16 protein-coding genes are annotated in these 16082 nt (G+C 68.5%); 12 read left to right on the top strand and 4 right to left on the bottom strand.

The genetic code is table 11. The features are described 5' to 3' along the window. Positions 1–9 precede the first annotated feature (9 nt). From AC1MBE_RS01800 to AC1MBE_RS01790, 3 genes are read left to right on the top strand one after another with little or no spacing between them, the layout of a single operon-like run. Positions 10–1308, top strand: a complete 1299-nt coding sequence (locus AC1MBE_RS01800; protein WP_479780423.1) for a CapA family protein — start codon at positions 10–12, stop codon at positions 1306–1308. 11 nt (positions 1309–1319) lie between these two features. Beyond that, positions 1320–2174 (top strand): alpha/beta fold hydrolase, encoded by an 855-nt coding sequence (locus AC1MBE_RS01795; protein WP_479780421.1) that lies wholly within the window; start codon positions 1320–1322, stop codon positions 2172–2174. Next, the gene (locus AC1MBE_RS01790) at positions 2171–2665 is read left to right on the top strand and encodes a P-loop nucleotide/nucleoside kinase family protein (RefSeq protein WP_479780419.1); all 495 of its coding nucleotides are present in this window, start codon (positions 2171–2173) and stop codon (positions 2663–2665) included. The genes AC1MBE_RS01795 and AC1MBE_RS01790 overlap by 4 nt, the downstream gene beginning before the upstream one ends. Positions 2666–2692: 27 nt before the next feature. Here the strand turns inward: AC1MBE_RS01790 and AC1MBE_RS01785 are convergent, their stop codons facing one another. Genes AC1MBE_RS01785 through AC1MBE_RS01775 form a run of 3 tightly spaced genes read right to left on the bottom strand, consistent with a single transcriptional unit; the run spans position 2693 to position 5300 of the window. Beyond that, positions 2693–3172 (bottom strand): GNAT family N-acetyltransferase, encoded by a 480-nt coding sequence (locus AC1MBE_RS01785; RefSeq protein ID WP_479780417.1) that lies wholly within the window; start codon positions 3170–3172, stop codon positions 2693–2695. Positions 3173–3201: 29 nt separating this feature from the next. Beyond that, the gene (locus AC1MBE_RS01780; RefSeq protein WP_479780416.1) at positions 3202–3999 is read right to left on the bottom strand and encodes a type 1 glutamine amidotransferase; all 798 of its coding nucleotides are present in this window, start codon (positions 3997–3999) and stop codon (positions 3202–3204) included. Continuing rightward, positions 3996–5300, bottom strand: a complete 1305-nt coding sequence (locus tag AC1MBE_RS01775) for a MurT ligase domain-containing protein (protein WP_479780415.1) — start codon at positions 5298–5300, stop codon at positions 3996–3998. The genes AC1MBE_RS01780 and AC1MBE_RS01775 overlap by 4 nt, the downstream gene beginning before the upstream one ends. Positions 5301–5392: 92 nt before the next feature. Between AC1MBE_RS01775 and pdxT the strand changes: the two genes are divergently transcribed. The 9 genes from pdxT to AC1MBE_RS01730 all read left to right on the top strand — a co-directional run bounded on the left by pdxT (position 5393) and on the right by AC1MBE_RS01730 (position 15343). Continuing rightward, positions 5393–6094: a pyridoxal 5'-phosphate synthase glutaminase subunit PdxT gene (gene pdxT, locus AC1MBE_RS01770; RefSeq protein ID WP_479780414.1), complete on the top strand. Its 702-nt coding sequence runs from the start codon at positions 5393–5395 to the stop codon at positions 6092–6094. Between the two features lie 3 nt (positions 6095–6097). Next, entirely contained in the window at positions 6098–6853 is a 756-nt protein-coding gene (locus AC1MBE_RS01765; RefSeq protein WP_479780412.1) for a YebC/PmpR family DNA-binding transcriptional regulator, read from the top strand. Further along, positions 6850–7428 (top strand): crossover junction endodeoxyribonuclease RuvC, encoded by a 579-nt coding sequence (gene ruvC, locus AC1MBE_RS01760; protein WP_479780411.1) that lies wholly within the window; start codon positions 6850–6852, stop codon positions 7426–7428. Before AC1MBE_RS01765 ends, ruvC begins: the two co-directional genes overlap by 4 nt. A gap of 95 nt (positions 7429–7523) precedes the next feature. Next, positions 7524–8177 (top strand): Holliday junction branch migration protein RuvA, encoded by a 654-nt coding sequence (ruvA, locus tag AC1MBE_RS01755; RefSeq protein WP_479780409.1) that lies wholly within the window; start codon positions 7524–7526, stop codon positions 8175–8177. Then, positions 8170–9291 carry a Holliday junction branch migration DNA helicase RuvB gene (gene ruvB, locus AC1MBE_RS01750; RefSeq protein ID WP_479780408.1) on the top strand — a complete coding sequence of 374 codons (1122 nt, stop codon included), beginning with the start codon at positions 8170–8172 and terminating at the stop codon, positions 9289–9291. Before ruvA ends, ruvB begins: the two co-directional genes overlap by 8 nt. A 213-nt stretch (positions 9292–9504) precedes the next feature. Beyond that, entirely contained in the window at positions 9505–9930 is a 426-nt protein-coding gene (gene yajC, locus AC1MBE_RS01745) for a preprotein translocase subunit YajC (RefSeq protein WP_479780406.1), read from the top strand. Positions 9931–10036: 106 nt separating this feature from the next. After that, the gene (secD, locus tag AC1MBE_RS01740; RefSeq protein ID WP_479780405.1) at positions 10037–11797 is read left to right on the top strand and encodes a protein translocase subunit SecD; all 1761 of its coding nucleotides are present in this window, start codon (positions 10037–10039) and stop codon (positions 11795–11797) included. Next, on the top strand, positions 11798–12805 hold the full coding sequence (secF, locus tag AC1MBE_RS01735; protein ID WP_479780404.1) for a protein translocase subunit SecF: 1008 nt from the start codon (positions 11798–11800) through the stop codon (positions 12803–12805). A 144-nt stretch (positions 12806–12949) separates the two neighbouring features. Next, positions 12950–15343 carry a RelA/SpoT family protein gene (locus tag AC1MBE_RS01730; protein WP_479780403.1) on the top strand — a complete coding sequence of 798 codons (2394 nt, stop codon included), beginning with the start codon at positions 12950–12952 and terminating at the stop codon, positions 15341–15343. Here the strand turns inward: AC1MBE_RS01730 and AC1MBE_RS01725 are convergent. Next, a complete protein-coding gene (locus AC1MBE_RS01725; RefSeq protein ID WP_479780401.1) occupies positions 15340–16035 on the bottom strand; it encodes a hypothetical protein in 696 nt (231 codons plus the stop codon). The two genes, AC1MBE_RS01730 and AC1MBE_RS01725, sit on opposite strands and share 4 nt — an antisense overlap. Between the last annotated feature and the right edge of the window lie 47 nt (positions 16036–16082).

The following is a 16082-nucleotide window of genomic DNA, read 5'->3' as shown; positions in this document are numbered from 1 at the left end:
GATTACGGCATGCGAACCTTCAATCCCACGCTGGGCGGTCGGCTGCTCGCCGGGTCGGCCGCGGTTTTCCTCGCCGTTTCCCTGGTCTCCTGCGGCACCGGCGCCGGCCCGGACAGCAATGCGGGGGCTTCCGCGGCGTCGGCGGGCGTTTCTGCCGGGCCCACTGCCGGCGGCGGCGGGTCCACGGCGGGGACCCCGGGGTCCACTCCGGACGCGTCGCCCTCGGCCACCCCGACGCCGACGCCGACGCCGGGGAAGGGCCCCGCCTGCAAGGAGGTCCGCTGCACCTCGGTGCTGGTCACCGGGGACATGCTGGTCCACGCCCAGCTTTGGGAGCAGGCCCGCGCCGACGCTCTCGCCACCGGCGCCAAGGGGCTGGACTTCGAGCCCCTGCTGGCGGGCCAGCGCAAATACATCGAAAAGAGCGACCTTGCGGTCTGCCACCAGGAAACGCCGGTATCCGGACCGACCGGACCCTTCTCCGCCTATCCGTCGTTCAACGTGCCGCCGCAGATCATCACCGCTGCCCAGCAGGTCGGCTACCAGGCGTGCACCACCGCCAGTAACCACACCATCGACCAGGGCACCGCCGGGCTGGTCCGCACCCTGGACGCCCTCGACGCGGCCGGACTGCAGCACACCGGCTCCTACCGCAGCGAAGCCGACTCCCGCGGCGTCATGATCCTGAATACCGCCGCCGCGAAGGTCGCCGTGATCGAGGGAGCCTACGGTTTGAACGGGCAGGCCCCGGAACACGCCTGGCAGGTGGACATGCTCGATCCTGCCGCGATGATCGCCAAGGCCCGCAGGGCGAGGGCGCTCGGGGCGGACATCGTGCTGGGCGTGATGCATGCCGGCGACGAGTACGCCAGCGCGCCGAACGAGCAGCAGCGCAGCGTGGCGCATGCGCTGGTGGACAGCGGCCAGTTCACCATGATCTATGGCCACCACACCCACTCGGTACTCCCGATTGAACGCTACAAGGGGACCTGGATCGTGTACGGGCTGGGCAACGGCGTCACCGAACTCTCGCCCTGGTACGTGGTGAACAACGAGGGGCTGCTGGTCCGGGCGCAGTTCAGCCAGGACGCCGCGGGCAAGTGGTCCGCCTCGGACCTGGCCTGGGCCCCCTCCGTCATTGTGCGCGACCCCTACCGGTGGTGCTCGGTCGCCTCGGACGCGCCGCAGGGACCCTGCGCCGGAGCCGCCGCGGACGCGGCCACCCGGCTGCGGACCCGGACCGTGGTGGAATCGATGGGCGCCGCCGCGGCGGGCGCCCACGAACTGCTGATCACGAAGGAGCGGTAGCCCTGGATACGTTGAGCGAACGACGGCGGAGCGTCGCCGCGCGCGGCGCCGAACTGGCCGTCTTTGAATACGGCCGGCAGCCCGGCCCGGACGTGCCGACGCTGCTGCTGGTGCACGGTTATCCCGACGACCACCGGGTGTTCCTGCCCGTCATCCGGGAACTGGCGGCAACGCATCACCTGGTCGCCTACGACACGCGGAACGCGGGCGCGTCCGCCGTCGTCGGAAGTCCCGGCGACTTCACCCTGGCAACGCTGGTGGACGACCTCTTTGCGGTGCTGGCGGCGGCCGGAACCGCCGCGGTGCATCTGGTCGGCCACGACTGGGGGTCAATCCAGGGCTGGGCCGCCGTGCAGGACCCACGCGCCGCGGGACTGATCCGCCGCTACACGAGCGTCTCCGGGCTGGACCTGGGGCATTTCTCGCGCTGGGTGCGCTCACGGCTCCGCAACCCCCGGTCCTGGCGGCAACTGGCCGGGCAGCTGCTGCGCAGCTGGTACATCGCAGCGTTCCTGGTCCCGGTGCTGCCCGAGGCTGCCTGGCGGCTGTTCCTGACCCGGCGTTACGAACGGGGCGCAAGGCGCAGCGTCGGCAACGACCCCATCCGCGGGCTGGCCCTCTACCGCAGCAACTTCCGCGGCCGACGGGACCGGGCCGCACCGCGAGCAGCACGGCCGCGGATCAACATGCCCGTGCAGGTGGTGGTCCCGGTGCGGGACCCCTTCCTGTCCCCGCACCTGGTGGACGGGCTTGAGACGTGGGTGGATGAGCTGAGCGTGGTGCGGGTGGACGGCGGCCACTGGTGGCCGGCGACGCGCCCGGCGGAGTTCGCCAAGCTGCTCCGGAACAGCGACGCCGACGCATGACGACGGCGTCGCCCACCGTCCACCTGCTGTGCGGCCTCAACGGCGCCGGCAAGACCACGCTGGCCAGGGAACTCGAAGTCTCCCTGCCGGCAGTGCGGTTCAGCCTGGACGACTGGATGCTGCGGCTGTACCCCGGCTTGCACTACGCCTCCGGGGAGTACGGCCGCCGCGCGGAGACCTGCAAACTGTTGATCTGGGATATGGCCCGGCAGGTCCTGCAGGCCGGGACGGACGTCGTCCTCGATTGGAACCAGTGGAGCCGCGCGCGGCGGGCGCTGTGGCACGGTAAGGCCGCCGCCTCCGGGTTTGGCGTCCTGCTGCACCATGTCCGGACGCCCCTGGACTCGGCCATCGAGCGCACCCGGCTGCGGACCCTGGCCGGGGAACCGGGTTCCCATGCGTTGGAGGAAGCCGGCGTGCGGCACTTGGCGCGGATCTTTGAGGAGCCGGCGGCGTCGGAGGGGCTGCGGATCGTCACGGTTTCCAGCTGACTGACGACGGCGGTCGCCCGCAGGTTCTCAGTCCGGCGGGCCGTCCGAAAGGCTGCGGGCCATGAACACGCTGTTGGGATCCGGCTGGTAGCCGGCAAAAGGCGGGCACAGGACGAATCCGTGCCGGGCGTAGAGGCGCCGCGCTGGGGCAAAAAACTCCTGCGACCCGGTTTCCAGGCACACGCGTCCGTAGCCGCGGTGCCGGGCCACCTCCAGGATTCCGGCCAGCAGGAGCGCCGCGACGCCCCGGCCCCGGGCGTGCCGCGCGGTGCGCATCGACTTGATCTCGCCTTCCCCCGCACCCAGGTCCTTCAACGCCCCGCAGCCCAGCAGCACCCCGCCGCCGTCGCGCGCGGTCCAAAAGGTGATCTCCGGTCCGGCCAGCTCGTCCGGGTCCAGGGCGTGCACGCTCTCGGCCGGGGAGGTCGCGAACATGTCCAAGAGGTGTTCGTCCAGCAGGCGCCGGACATCCGGGCGGGCCGGGTTGTCGCGGGCAGTGACGATCACGGAATCATCCGAGAGCACGTGGCGGCGGGTCAGCGCGGGCGGCGGGCCGCGTGCTCGCGGGCCAGGACGGCGTACGAGTCATCCGGGGTGCCGGGCGAGAAGCTGCCGTACTTGCGCTCGACGGCGGTCTTGATCAGGAAATCCGCCAGCGCCGGGTTCTTCGGCAGCAGCGAGCCGTGCAGGTAGCTGGCCACGATGTTGCGATAGCGGGCGCCCTCCTGGCCGTCGGTGCTGTTGTTGCCGGTGCCCTTCGCCGTCGCACCCAGCGGTGCGACGCCGGGGCCCAGGGTGGTCTGGCCGCTGTGGTTTTCGTAACCGAGCACCGTGCCGAACTCGGGGGAGGACACCGAGACGTTGCCGATCAGCCGTTCGTCGGTGCCGTGCGTCTCCACGTCCAGGATGCCGATGCCCGGGATGACGGAGCCGGTCCGGGTCTTGAAGAATTTGCCGAACAGCTGGTACAGCCCGCAGATCACCAGCATCGGCGTGCCGTCCTCGGCGAGGTCCTTGAGGACAGTTTCGCGGGAGAGCAGGTCGTCCTGGATCACCAGCTGGCCGCTGTCCTGGCCGCCGCCGCCCACGAGCAGGTCGACGTCGGCGGGGAACTCGTCGCCGACGTTGTATTCGAGCAGTTCGGGGGTGTAGCCGTGCCAGCGCAGGCGCTGGGCCAGGACCAGGGCGTTGCCCCAGTCGCCGTAGATGTTCATATCCCGCGGGTAGAGCTGGACCACGCGGATGGTGCCCTTGCCGGGGTCGGCGAACCCGTCGGGCGGCAGTTCGTGCCCGAAGGAGAGCCCGTGCGGGGTTTCGGGGGATGCCGGGGTCATGAGACCACCTCCACTGTGGTGATTTTGGACAGCTCGCGGCGAATGGCCAGCATGGCCGTGTAGGTGCAGAAGATCCGCTTCGGCTTGTCCTTGGCCCCGCGGATGAAGGCGGCCAGGGCCGGGGCGATGTCCGTGTCGACGGCGCCGATTGCGACGTCGTCGTACTGCAGCCGCAGTGCCATGTCGTAGGCGCGGGAACCGGAGAGCTGGTCCACGCCGCCGTCGCGGAGGGTGTCGAATTCGACGTCCCAGAGCCAGGACATGTCCCGGCCGTCGGCGTAGTTGTCGTTGATGGCGATCATCGTGGCGTAGCCGGCGGCCGGGAAGGACTTCAGGCCCAGGCGGAAGCCGCTGGGGTTTTTGACCAGGACCAGTTCCAGCGGCAGCCCGTCGACCACAAGGCTCTCGCCGCGGCCGAACGCCGGCGCCACATTCGCCAGGGCCTTGAGCAGGCCGGCGTGGTCAGTGCCCGTGCCGCGGGCGCCCGTGATGGCCCGGGCCAGGGTCAGCGCCGCCGCCGCGTTGAAGATGTTGTAGACGCCGCGGAGCTTCATCCCGGTGCCCACCGTGGCGCCGTCGTACTCAAAGTCGGCGTCGTCCGCGCCCACCCGGCGCAGGACGACGTCGGCCGCCGGTTTGGCGGGGGCCGGAGGCACCGGGCTGCCCGGCGCGGCGCGCATCTCGTCGTCGTTGGGGAAGGTGCTGAGCAGTGAATCGTCGAGGCCGAAGTAGCGGACCTCGGGTCCGCCGGCCGCGGCCGTTTCGAGTGTGTCCGCGATGCGGGCGACGCGCGGGTCCTCGCGGTTCAGGACGACGGTCCCGGTGGTCTTAGCGGCGATGTGCTGCAGCAGTTCGGCGGTCTTGTCGATTTCGCCGAAGCGGTCCAGCTGGTCGCGCAGCACGTTCAGCAGCAGGCAGTAGCGCGGCGGGACCTTGTTGACGAAGTGCACGGCGTGCGCCTCGTCCAGTTCCAGGACGGCGACGTCGGCATCGAGCCGGCCGCGCCAGTCCACCTCGCCGAGCAGCGCGGCGGCCACGCCCCGGGTGAAGTTGCTGCCGGTGCGGTTGGTGAAGACCTTCAGGCCCTGGCTTTCCAGCAGCTCGACCACCATCTTGGTGGTGGTGGTCTTGCCGTTCGTGCCGCTGACGACGGCGACGCCCAGCGGCAGCGTGGACAGCGTCCGTTGCATAAAGCCGGGGTCTATTTTTTCGACCACCAGGCCGGGGAGCGCAGAGCCTCCGCCCCGGAGCCGGGAGACCCGGCGGACGAACTTGCCGAGCGGAACGCTGAAGTAGAGCATGCTTTGTAATATATCCCAGCGGCGGCATGGAACCCGGCCCGGCGGCACGCCCCGGTGCGGCCCCCGGCAGCCCGGCGCATTATGCTGGCTGGATGACCACCCCCCTTTCTTTGCCTGGCTCCCGCGTGGGATCCGGCCTGCGGATCGGCGTCCTGGCACTCCAGGGCGACTTCCGTGAACACCTGCACGCAGTGGAGGCCGCCGGCGCTGCCGGCATCGGCGTCCGCCGCCCCGCCGAGCTGGACGGCCTGGACGGGCTCATCATCCCGGGCGGGGAGTCGACGACGATCGACAAGCTCGCGAGGATCTTCGAGCTCCGCGACCCGCTGCGCGAGAGCATCCGGGCCGGGCTGCCCGTCTATGGTTCCTGCGCCGGCATGATCCTGCTGGCCAACGAGATCGCCGACCCCGCCACCGACCTGGCCGGCAACCCGCAGCAGACCTTCGGCGGCCTCGACATCACGGTCCGCCGCAACGCCTTCGGCCGGCAGCGCGAATCGTTCGAAACCGACCTTGAGTTCAAGGGCCTGGAGTTCAGCGCCGGCGAGTCCGGCGTCGACCCGGTCCACGCCGTGTTCATCCGCGGACCGTGGGTGGAACGCGTCGGCGCGGGCGTCGAGGTCCTGGCAAAGGTGGAACCATCCAGGGCCGGCCACCCGGAATCCCTGGACGGGACGGCTAGAATTGTTGCTGTGCGTTCCGGCAAGCTGCTGGCCACCTCCTTCCACCCGGAAGTGACGGGGGAGAAGCGCGTGCATGAACTGTTTATTCGAATGATCAGAGGAGAAGCGTAAAGCATGTCAGGCCACTCCAAATGGGCGACGACCAAGCATAAAAAGGCCATCCTGGACAGCCGCCGGGCAAGGTCGTTCGCCAAGCTGATCAAGAACATCGAAGTTGCCGCGCGCATGGGCGGACCCGACCTCGCCGGCAACCCGAGCCTCGAACTCGCCGTCACCAAGGCCAAAAAGACCTCGGTCCCCGCCGACAACATCGACCGCGCCATCAAGCGCGGCGCCGGCCTCACCGGCGAAGTCGTGGACTACACCGAGATCATGTACGAGTGCCGCGGTCCGCAGGGCTCGGCCCTGCTGATCGAGTGCCTCACGGACAACAAGAACCGCGCCGCCTCCGAGGTCCGGCTCGCCATCTCCCGCAACGGCGGCACCATCGCCGATCCCGGTTCGGTCAGCTACCTCTTCTCCCGCAAGGGCGTCGTCTCGCTGCCGAAGAATGGCCTGACCGAGGACGATGTGCTGATGGCAGTCCTCGACGCCGGTGCCGAGGAAGTCAAGGACAACGGCGAGAGCTTCGAGATCCACTCCGAACCGACCGACCTGCAGGCCATCCGCGATGCGCTCAAGGAAGCCGGCATCGACTACGACACCGACGAGGCCGAGTTCGTCCCCTCGATGCAGGTGCCGCTCGACCTCGACGCCGCCAAGAAGTTCATGAAGCTGGTGGACGCCCTGGAAGAGCTCGACGACGTGCAGAACGTCTACAGCAACGCCGACCTCAGCGACGAAGTGCAGGCCGCACTGGAAGCCGAGTGACCCTTCGCGTCCTCGGCGTCGATCCGGGCCTCACCCGCTGCGGGATCGGCGTCGTGGACGTCGAGAAGAACCGGCGCGCCACCATGGTGGCCTTCGGCGTCGTCGGTACCTCGCCGGAGGAGAGCCTGGACCAGCGGCTGCTCGTCATTGCCACCTCGATCGATGACTGGCTGGACCAGTACGAGCCGCACGTCCTCGCCGTAGAACGGGTCTTCTCCCAGCTCAACGTCAGCACGGTCATGGGGGTGGCCCAGGCCTCTGGCGTGGTGATCGCCGCGGCCGCGCGGCGCGGCATCCCGGTGGCGCTGCACACGCCGTCGGAGGTCAAAGCCGCCGTGACCGGCAGCGGCACGTCCAACAAGGACGCCGTCACCAAGCTCGTCACCAAGATCCTGCGGCTGGACGCACCGCCGCGGCCCGCCGACGCCGCCGACGCGCTGGCCCTGGCCATTACGCACGCGTGGCGGGCCGGCAGTGGCGCCGCGGTGGCCACCACAGGGCCGGGCAGCCAATCCCTCACGCCGGCCCAGCGCGCCTGGGCCGACGCGGAGGCCAAAGCGCGCCGCGCGCGCTGAATGTCCGGGGCGCTTGCTAGGGTATTCGTAGATATGTTCGGATAGTCGGCTGCAAACCCAGCCGTAAACCCAGCCGTAAACCCAGGAGCCAGGCCTTGATCAGTTTTCTCCGCGGAACCGTAGCGCACGTTGGCCTGTCTTCGGCAGTGATCGACCTCAACGGCGCCGGCATGAGCGTCAACGCCACGCCGCAGACCCTCTCCAGGCTCCGCGTCGGGGACGAGGGCAAGCTGTTCACCTCGCTGATCGTGCGCGAGGATTCCCTGACCCTCTTCGGCTTCTCCAGCGACGACGAACGCGAAGTCTTCGACGTGCTGCTCAGCGTCAGCGGCGTCGGCCCGCGCCTGGCGCTGGCGGTCCTGGCCGTCCACGAACCCGAAGCGATCCGCGTCGCCGCGCATTCCGGCGACGGCAAGGCCTTCACCAAGGTGCCCGGCATCGGACCCAAGGTGGCCGGCCGGATCGTGCTGGAACTGGCCGGAAAGCTGGTCCCGCACGGCACCCCCGGGAGCCCCGATGGTGCCGCCGTTGCCCTGTCCGCCGAAGCCGTATGGAAGCCGCAGGTGGTTGCCGCCATGACCAGCCTGGGCTGGTCGGAGAAGGACGCCACCGCCAGCATCGACAAGTCGCTGGCCGATTCGCCCGAACTGGCCGAGCAGGGCAACGTCGCGGAAATCCTCCGCGCCACGCTCCGCTGGCTGGGCCAGGACGGTGCCCGCGCTGGAAACCGGGTAGGCGCCCGTGGCTGAGCCGTCCCTGGTGGCCGGGGGAGAGGAACCCGAGGAGCGGGCCATCGAGGCCGCCCTCCGGCCGAAGAACCTGCACGATTTCGTGGGCCAGCACCGGGTCCGCAAGCAGCTCTCGCTGGTGCTGGAGGCGTCCCGGATGCGCGGCCGCAGCGCCGACCACGTGCTCCTGTCCGGCCCGCCCGGCCTGGGCAAGACCACGCTGTCCATGATTATCGCCGCCGAAATGAACGCCCCGCTGCGGATCAGCAGCGGCCCGGCGATCCAGCACGCGGGGGACCTGGCCGCCATCCTGTCCTCTCTGTCCGAGGGCGAGGTCCTCTTCCTCGACGAGATCCACCGGATGTCGAGGCCGGCCGAGGAAATGCTTTACATGGCGATGGAGGACTTCCGCGTCGACATCGTCGTCGGCAAGGGCGCCGGGGCCACCGCGATCCCGTTGGAGCTGCCCCCGTTCACCCTGGTCGGCGCCACCACCCGCGCCGGGCTGCTGCCCGGGCCGCTGCGGGACAGGTTCGGCTTCACCGGGCACCTCGAGTTCTACTCCGTCGAGGAGCTCGAGCTGGTGCTGCGCCGCTCGGCGGGTCTGCTGGACCTGAAGGTCAACTCGGCCGGGTTCAGCGAGATTGCCGGCCGGTCCCGGGGCACGCCCCGCATCGCCAACCGCCTGTTGCGCCGCGTCCGGGACTGGGCGCTGGTGCACGGCGTGGAACAGATCGACGCGCGGGCGGCGTCGGCGGCGCTCGACATGTACGAGGTGGACAAGCGCGGCCTGGACCGCCTGGACCGCGCCGTCCTAGAGGCGTTGATCACCAAGTTCGGCGGCGGACCGGTGGGCCTGTCCACCCTGGCGATCGCTGTCGGCGAGGAAACCGAAACGGTGGAAACCGTCGCCGAACCCTACCTGGTCCGGGAGGGCCTGCTGGGCCGGACGCCCCGCGGCCGGATCGCCCTCGCCCCGGCCTGGACGCATCTGGGCTTTGCGGTCCCTGCCGGGGTATTCGGCCAGGATCCGCTGGAGCTGTTCCAGGCCGGCGCTGCCGACGGCGGACCGGCCGGCTTCGGTGCGGAGGCCGAGGACGAAGTAGATCCGGAATGGATCCGTAATAGTCAATAGCACTCGCTAGTGACCTTTTCCCTTTAGACTGGTATGACGCTCGGCACGTTCGGGCCTTTGTTTCCGTGTGCGGCTACCGCTAGCCGCTGCTGGCCGGGCATGATTTTCTGCCAGGTTTACTGCCGGGGTCCACACCAGGCGGCCCCGGAACGGAACGGACGTTGCTGTGAAACCAGCTAGCAAGTACAGAACGGAACTTTCCCCTTGGATCCAATGACTATTCTCCTGTTCGTCATGCTCGGCGTGTTCGTCTTCATGATGTTCCGCCGCAACAAGAAGACGCAGCAGCAGCAGGCGGAGCTCCAGTCGAAGTTCGGCACCGGCGTTGACGTTATGACCAGCTTTGGCCTCTTCGGCCGCATCGTTGAGATCGACGAGGCCGAGAACAAGGTTGTCCTGGAGCTCTCCCCGGGCAACACCGCCACCGTGCACCGCCAGGCCGTCACCAAGATCGTCGAACCGGTTGTTGCTGCCGAGGAGCCCACCGTGGTTCCCGACGACGCCTCCTCGCTGACCCTCGGCAAGGGCGATGCCACCGCCGACGGCGTCGACCGCGCCGCCGCCGGTGACGTGCAGCGCAACGAAACGCCGGACGAAACCCTGCGCCGCCTGAACGACGAGGGCAAGAAAGACAGCTAGTCTGCCTCCTGAGCTATCCCGCGAAGCTACGGTGCGCGGGCATCCGCCGGTGCAGGCCTGACAGGCCGCACCGGCGGTTCCTCCGTAAACAATAGAAAGATCGACAATGGCACGAACTGGCCCCAAAAACTCAGCCCTCAGGGTGCTGGTCTGGCTTGGCGTTATTCTCGCCGTCCTGACGGCCGTCCTGGCGGGCGGCACGATGGCCGGGCAGGCGAGCTGGGCTCCGAAGCTTGCCCTGGACCTTGAAGGCGGCACCCAGATGATCCTGGCGCCCAAGGTGGCGGGCGGTTCGGACATTAACGAAGAACAGCTCAACCAGGCCGTGGCGATCATCCGCCAGCGCGTGGACGGCTCCGGCGTCGCGGAAGCCGAGATCAGCACGCAGTCCGGCCGCAACGTCGTCGTCAGCCTTCCGGGAACTCCGTCCAAGGAGACCCGCAAGCTGATCCAGGCGTCCGCCGACATGAACTTCCGCCCGGTCATCCAGGCCGGCGCCGGCGCGGCTGTTCCGGTCGCGTCCCGGACCCCTGAGGCGAAGCTGCCCAAGCCGACCGCCGCGCCGAAGAACAGCAGCGACGAGAACTGGGTTACCGCGGACGTCTACAAGAAGTTCGAGGCGCTGGACTGCGACAACCCGTCCCAGGACAAGCAGGAACGCTCCGACCCGGCCAAGCCGCTGGTCACCTGCGAGCCTGCCGCCGACGGCCGGCCCGCGATCAAGTACATCCTCGGCCCGGTGGAGGTCAAGGGTTCCAACATCAAGAACTCCTCCTTCCAGCTGCAGCGTGGCGCGCAGGGTGCGGTGACCAACGAGTGGGCCGTTGACATCCAGTTCGACGACGAGGGAACCGCCAAGTTCAAAACGATCACCGAACGGCTGAACAAGTTCTACGTCGACGCCGGCGGCGAGACCGGCTCGGACCCGAAGGCGCAGTTCGCCATTGTCCTGGACGACCAGGTCATTTCCGCGCCGCGGTCCCAGGCCGTCATCACCGATGGCCGTCCGCAGATCACCGGCGGCTTCACCGAGCAGTCCGCGAAGGCGCTCTCCGACCAGTTGCGCTTCGGTGCGCTGCCGATCAGCTTCGACATCCAGAGCGAACAGCAGATCTCGGCCACCCTCGGCGGCGAGCAGCTCCGGATGGGCATGCTGGCCGGCCTGATCGGCCTGCTGCTGGTGGTGGTTTACTCGCTGTTCCAGTACCGCGCCCTCGGTTTCGTCACCGTCGCCTCGCTCGTCGTCGCCGGCGCGCTGACCTACCTGGCCATCGCCATCCTGGGCTGGACGGAAAACTACCGTCTCTCGCTGGCCGGCGTGGCCGGCATCATCGTGGCCATCGGCCAGACGGCGGACTCGTTCATCGTCTACTTCGAACGCATCCGTGACGAGCTCCGGGAGGGCCGCGGCCTGGTCTCGGCCGTGGAGAACGGCTGGAAGCGCGCCAAGCGGACCGTCCTAGCCTCCAAGGCCGTCAACCTGCTGGCCGCCCTCGTGCTGTACTTCGTGGCGGTGGGCAACGTCCGCGGCTTCGCGTTCACCCTGGGCCTGACAGCGATTGCCGACTTGATTGTCGTCTTTATGTTCACCCATCCGACCCTGCAGCTGCTGGCCCGCACCAAGTTCTTCGGTGAAGGCCACAAGTTCTCGGGCCTGGACCCGAAGCGACTCGGGGCCGTGCCCCTGTACCGGGGTGCCGGACGGATCCGCACGCCGGAGGACAAACCGGTCGTCGCGCCGCGCGCCAAGAATACCGGCGCCGCGGCCGAGGCCGAACGCCGGATGACCATTGCAGAACGACGCCTCGCGGAAAGGCAGGAACAGCTTGCCGGTTCCTCCAAGAGCACGTCCAAGGAGGGCAAATAAATGGCCAGCTTCGCTACGTTCGGTAACGAGCTTTACACGGGCAAGCGCTCATACGACTTCGTCGGATCCAAGAAGATCTGGTTCCTGATCGCCGCCGTCGCTGTCGCGCTGTCCATCCTGCTGCCGGTCGTCAAGGGCGGCTTCAACCTGGGCATCGAGTTCCGCGGCGGTTCCGAGTTCACGGTGTCCAACGTCAAGGACCGCGACGCCGCCCTCGGTGAAAAAGCGGTCGATAATGTCGTCCCCGGCAGCCTGCCGCGCGTCGCCAACGTCGCCGGCAACACCATGCGCATCCAGACGGACAAGCTCAGCGACGACGAGACGCTCCGGATCAAGGAAGGCCTCACCAAGGCCTACGGCGTGACCGACAACGAGGTCACGTCCACCTTCGTGGGCCCGACCTGGGGCGCGGACGTGACCAAGCAGGCGCTGCTCGGCCTGGCGATCTTCGTCGGCCTTGCCGCAGTGCTGATGGCGCTGTACTTCCGGACCTGGAAGATGTCGCTGTCCGCCCTCGCCGGCATGGTGGTGACGATGTTCATCACCGCCGGGGTGTACTCGCTGAGTGACTTCGAGGTGACCCCCTCGGCCATCATCGGCTTCCTCACGGTGCTCAGCTACTCGCTGTACGACACCGTGGTGGTCTTCGACAAGATCCGGGAAAACACCGCGGACCTGCAGGCGTCCACGAGGCGCACCTTCGCCGAGGAGGTCAACCTCGCCGTCAACCAGACCCTGGTGCGGTCCATCAACACCATGATGGTCGCCATCCTGCCGGTCGGGGCCATCCTCTTCATCGGGGCCGGCCTGCTCGGCGCGGGAACGCTGCGGGACCTCTCGCTGGCGTTGTTCGTGGGCATCCTGATCGGTACCGCCGCGACCATCTTCGTGGCGGCCCCGCTCTATGCCTGGTTGCGCCAGGGTGAGCCGGACTTGATCAAGCAGGCCAAGCGCGTGCAGCAGCGCCGCTCGGAGAATACCGCCAAGGCGGCACCCGCCACGGCGTAGCCGAAAGGCACCGCCGCAGCCGCCCGACGGGCCGGCGAACGTCCCTGCGACGTTCGCCGGCCCGTCGGACGTTGGCCGCCGGTTATCGAAGTATCCGGCTCCGGGAATAGACTTGAATAATTAACGGGTTTGAGAGGTGCTTCATTGGAAGAACGTTCGACGCCGGTGCCTGCAGCCCCGGTGGATAAGGCTGCCGCCCAGGGGTCACAGACTGGTGTGGTGGCTGCCGGACGCCCGGACGCCGCAGTGCCCGTCGATAACTCCGGAACCCGGCCCACCTTCCCGGGACGCCGCGAACGCACCCGCTCCCGGCTCGCGCGCCTGACCGGCCGTGGAACGCCGGCCTATTCGCCCATCCTGGAGCCGCTGTTGCGCACCGTGCGCGCCAACAACCCCAAGGATGACTTCGAACTGATCCAGCGGGCGTTTGTCGTCGCCGAGCGCTGCCACCGCGGACAAAAACGCAAGAGCGGCGACCCCTACATCACGCACCCCGTGGCCGTGGCCACCATCCTGGCCGAGCTGGGATTGAGCGGGACGACCCTGGCGGCCGCGCTGCTGCACGACACCGTCGAGGACACCTCGTACACCCTGGAGGACCTCAAGGGCGAGTTCGGACCCGAAGTTGCCATGCTGGTCGACGGCGTGACCAAGCTGGACAAGGTCAGCTTTGGCGAGGCCGCCCAGTCCGAGACCGTGCGCAAAATGGTCGTCGCCATGGCCAAGGACATCCGCGTGCTGATGATCAAGCTCGCCGACCGGCTGCACAACGCCCGCACCTGGCGTTTCGTCTCGGCCGAGTCCTCGGCCCGCAAGGCCCGGGAAACCCTGGAGATCTTCGCGCCGCTGGCCCACCGGCTCGGCATGAACACGATCAAGTGGGAACTCGAGGACCTCTCCTTCGCGGCGCTGTATCCCAAGGTTTACGAGGAAATCGTCCGCATGGTGGGGGACCGCACCCCCGAGCGGGAGAAGAACCTCGCCGTTATCCGCAACCAGATCACCGAAGATCTGCGCGCTGCCAAGATCAAGGCCACCATCACCGGCCGGCCCAAGCACTACTACTCCATTTACCAGAAGATGATCGTCCGGGATAAGGACTTCGACGACATCAACGACCTGATGGGTGTCCGGGTCCTCGTCGACTCAGTGCGGGACTGTTACGCCGCCCTCGGTGCCATGCACTCGCGCTGGAACCCGCTTCCGGGCCGGTTCAAGGACTACATCGCGATGCCCAAGTTCAACATGTACCAGTCGCTGCACACCACGGTGATCGGCCCGGGCGGCAAGCCGGTGGAGATCCAGATCAGGACCCACGAGATGCACCGGCGCGCCGAATACGGCGTCGCGGCGCACTGGAAGTACAAGGACCAGCCCAACCGCACCGCAGCCGGGCCGGGCAGCCCGCGCGACGGCGACATGGGCTGGCTCCGCTCCCTCGTGGACTGGCAGCAGGAAACCTCCGATCCCGGTGAGTTCCTCGACTCCCTGCGCTTCGAGATCAATGCCCGCGAGGTGTTCGTGTTCACGCCCAAGGGCGAGGTCATGGCCTTGCCGGCAGGTTCGACGCCCGTGGACTTCGCCTACGCGGTGCACACCGAGGTGGGCCACCGGACCATCGGTGCGCGCGTCAACGGCAAACTGGTCCCGCTCAACAGTGAACTGAACCACGGCGACTGGGTGGAGATTTTCACTTCCAAGGCCGAAGGCGCCGGCCCCAGCCAGGACTGGCAGCACTTCGTTAAGAGCGCCCGGGCGCGCAACAAGATCCGGCAGTGGTTCAGCAAGGAACGCCGCGAAGAGGCGATCGACCGCGGCAAGGAGCTGCTGACCAAGGCGATGCGCAAGCAGAACCTTCCGCTGCAGCGCCTGATGACCCACGACGCCCTCGCCGCGATCGCCGAGGACTTTAAGTACACGGACATCTCCGGGCTCTACGCGGGCGTGGGCGACGGCCACACCTCGGCACAGTCCGTGATGGAGCGGCTGGTCGAGAGCCTCGGCGGCAACGACACCCCCGAGGATGACCTCACCGAGGTTTCGATTCCGGCCCAGGTCAGCAAAACCCGGTACTCCGACTCGGGTGTTGTGGTCCGCGGCGTCGACGACGTCTGGGTGAAGCTGGCTCGCTGCTGCACCCCGGTGCCGCCGGATCCCATCCTGGGCTTCGTTACCCGAGGCTCCGGCGTCTCGGTGCACCGGACCGACTGCACCAACGTGTCCGGCCTGATGGACCAGCCGGACCGGATCGTCGACGTCGAGTGGGCGCCGACCCAGTCCAGCGTGTTCCTGGTCGAAATCCAGGTCGAGGCGCTGGACCGGAAGTCGCTGCTCTCCGACGTCACCCGTGTCCTGTCCGAGAACCACGTCAACATCCTGGCCGCCAGCGTGCACACCTCCACCGACCGGGTGGCGATCTCCAAGTTCGCCTTCGAGATGGGCGATCCGAAGTACCTGAGCCACGTGCTCAGCGCCGTCCGTCGGATTGACGGCGTCTTCGACGTATACCGCACCACCGGGAACCGCCGCCGCAGCTAGCCATCCGGCCCAGCCTGCCCTGCCGTTCGCCGCCGGCATTCGTGCCCCGCGCCGGCTCCCGGCCCGTCCAGCAGGGCAGCCAGTTTGGCGAGGGCTGACCTCTTGTGCGGCATCCGCGGCGTCGCGTTGACCGCCCGGATGAGCAGCCGCAGCCGGACGTCCAGTTCCGGTGCCGCCAGGAGAGCTGCCAGCGCCGGCAGGGCACGGTCGGGCTCCACATGGAGCGCAATGTCGACCGCTGTCCGCAGCGGACTGGAAACCATCAGCCCGCCGAGGCTGACGACGTCGAACGGGCCCAGCCGCACCTCGTGGAAACTGCAGCCGCGGACGGCGCGGAGGCTCGAAATTCGCCGGCTGGTGTCCACGAGCAGGGCCATCCGGTCCGGCTCGCCGGCGCAGCCGTAGATCCAGGCGGCTGTCATCCGTCCCGCCACCACGCGTTGCCGGATCGGCGCCGGAATGGTGCACGCCGCCGCCCGCGCCCGCAGCTGCGGCGTGGACGTGGCGCCGGGAGGCAGGTACCCGCGCTGCGAGAGCTGCGTCAGCACGCCGTCGGACGCCATGGCCTGCAGCTCCGGCCAGGAGAAGAGCGACCCAGGGGAGTACAGCAGGGGCGCGCCGCCGTGCCCGCCGGCGGGCGGGGACCCAGCGCTCGGGGGACTGGCAGGGGGGTGGCCGGGCATGAGGGTCATTCAGCCATCGTGCCGCCCGGCCCCGGACACGGAACAGGCCCCGCCCC

It is taken from the genome of Arthrobacter sp. BG5, from assembly GCF_056680155.1.
This window is presented reverse-complemented; position numbering and strand designations above follow the sequence as displayed.

What these genes read in the sequence shown, in the direction of transcription:
- AC1MBE_RS01800 (WP_479780423.1), top strand. Translation starts at nt 10, where the DNA reads ATGCGAACCTTCAATCCCACGCTGGGCGGTCGGCTGCTCGCCGGGTCG.
- AC1MBE_RS01790 (WP_479780419.1), top strand. Translation starts at nt 2,171, where the DNA reads ATGACGACGGCGTCGCCCACCGTCCACCTGCTGTGCGGCCTCAACGGC.
- AC1MBE_RS01780 (WP_479780416.1), bottom strand. Translation starts at nt 3,999, where the DNA reads ATGACCCCGGCATCCCCCGAAACCCCGCACGGGCTCTCCTTCGGGCAC.
- AC1MBE_RS01775 (WP_479780415.1), bottom strand. Translation starts at nt 5,300, where the DNA reads ATGCTCTACTTCAGCGTTCCGCTCGGCAAGTTCGTCCGCCGGGTCTCC.
- pdxT (WP_479780414.1), top strand. Translation starts at nt 5,393, where the DNA reads ATGACCACCCCCCTTTCTTTGCCTGGCTCCCGCGTGGGATCCGGCCTG.
- AC1MBE_RS01765 (WP_479780412.1), top strand. Translation starts at nt 6,098, where the DNA reads ATGTCAGGCCACTCCAAATGGGCGACGACCAAGCATAAAAAGGCCATC.
- yajC (WP_479780406.1), top strand. Translation starts at nt 9,505, where the DNA reads ATGACTATTCTCCTGTTCGTCATGCTCGGCGTGTTCGTCTTCATGATG.
- secD (WP_479780405.1), top strand. Translation starts at nt 10,037, where the DNA reads ATGGCACGAACTGGCCCCAAAAACTCAGCCCTCAGGGTGCTGGTCTGG.
- secF (WP_479780404.1), top strand. Translation starts at nt 11,798, where the DNA reads ATGGCCAGCTTCGCTACGTTCGGTAACGAGCTTTACACGGGCAAGCGC.
- AC1MBE_RS01725 (WP_479780401.1), bottom strand. Translation starts at nt 16,035, where the DNA reads ATGACCCTCATGCCCGGCCACCCCCCTGCCAGTCCCCCGAGCGCTGGG.